Consider the following 1,262-nt stretch of genomic DNA (forward strand, 5'->3'; position numbering starts at 1 on the left):
CGCCGGGGGTGGGGGGGGGCCTCCCGGTGGCGCCCCCCCGCCCAGTTTACCCGGGGCACCCGTTACCCGGGGTGGGTGGCGGCGGACCCGCCCGCGGGGGCGGGCCCCCCGTCACCGGCGTCCGGCCGTGTCGGCGTCCTGGTCCGCGGCCGGAGCGGCGGCGCGGCCGGCGGCGGGACCGCTTCGGGGCCGCGTGCGGGGCGCCCTCGGAACCGGTGGCGCGGTCAGCGCAGCAGGACGGAGAGGAGCTCGGCGATGGTGGGGCCGGCGTCGGCGGGGTGGCGCAGCTGCTTGCCGTCGATGACGCTGTAGTGGTTGGTACGGCCGCGGCGTTCGTGGCTGAGGTACCCGGCGGTCTCGAGGTCGGCGATGATGCGCTGGACGGCCCGCTCGGTGAGCAGGCAGCGGGCGGCGATGTCACGGACGCGGATGCCGGGGTCCCGGGCGATCTGGACGAGCACGCGGGCGTGGTTCGTCAGGAAGGTCCACTGTCGGGTGATGTCTCCGCCGTTGTCCACGGATCAAGGATAAGACCGGGACTCGCGACAGCAGAAACACGACATCATATTCGTGTAACCCTTGACAGGCGCGGAGGCGCGGCGAACAGTGGAGAGGCACTCGCCCGTGTGCTGCCACGGGGCGACACCGTGATCGGCCGGGGTTCGACGGACCCGGAGGAGCGGGTGCCCGGGCCGCTCGGCCTCCCGCGGAGATCGGAGGCAGACTGATGGCGATCTACGGCGGACGCGTCCCCTTCACCCTCGCGGGGACGCCCGCGCCCGACGGATCGGACCAGCCCTCCGCGCCGGAGCCCGGGGACCGCCCCGGGCTGCGGATCACCACGCTGGACCTACCGGGCCGGGCCCGCGTGGTGCGCCTGGACGGCGAGGCCGACATGGAGCAGCGCGGCGCGCTCGACGCCGCCCTCGCCGCGGCGGTCGAGGACGCCCCGCCGCGCCTGGTCGTCGACCTCGCCCGCCTGGACTTCTGCGACTCGGCCGGCCTCAACGCCCTGCTCAAGGTCCGGCGCGAGGCGGCGGGGATCCCGGTCGCGCTGGCGGCCCCCGGGCCCCAGATGAGGCGGCTGCTCGAGATCACCGGGGCCGAGCAGGTCTTCACCGTGTGCGACAGCGTCCGCAGGGCCCTCGCGGCGGACGGCGGCGGGGGCACCGCGAACGGCTGGGTGGACGGCTCCGCAGGCGGCTCGGCCGCCGGCTGCGCGAGCGGCGGCCCCGGCGGCTGAGCAGGCTCACGCCGGGAAG

At 76.3% G+C, this 1,262-nt stretch carries 2 protein-coding genes; one reads left to right on the plus strand and one right to left on the minus strand.

The window, feature by feature from the left end:
* Positions 1-224 precede the first annotated feature (224 nt).
* On the minus strand, positions 225-518 hold the full coding sequence (locus tag ABT247_RS33505; RefSeq protein ID WP_350750386.1) for a helix-turn-helix transcriptional regulator: 294 nt from the start codon (positions 516-518) through the stop codon (positions 225-227).
* Positions 519-727: 209 nt separating this feature from the next.
* On the opposite strand from ABT247_RS33505, the gene ABT247_RS33510 reads away from it, so the two are divergent.
* Positions 728-1,243 carry an STAS domain-containing protein gene (locus tag ABT247_RS33510; RefSeq protein ID WP_350750388.1) on the plus strand — a complete coding sequence of 172 codons (516 nt, stop codon included), beginning with the start codon at positions 728-730 and terminating at the stop codon, positions 1,241-1,243.
* The last annotated feature ends 19 nt before the right edge of the window (positions 1,244-1,262 follow it).

It is taken from the genome of Kitasatospora sp. NPDC001539 (assembly GCF_040298565.1).
Taxonomy (GTDB): domain Bacteria; phylum Actinomycetota; class Actinomycetes; order Streptomycetales; family Streptomycetaceae; genus Kitasatospora.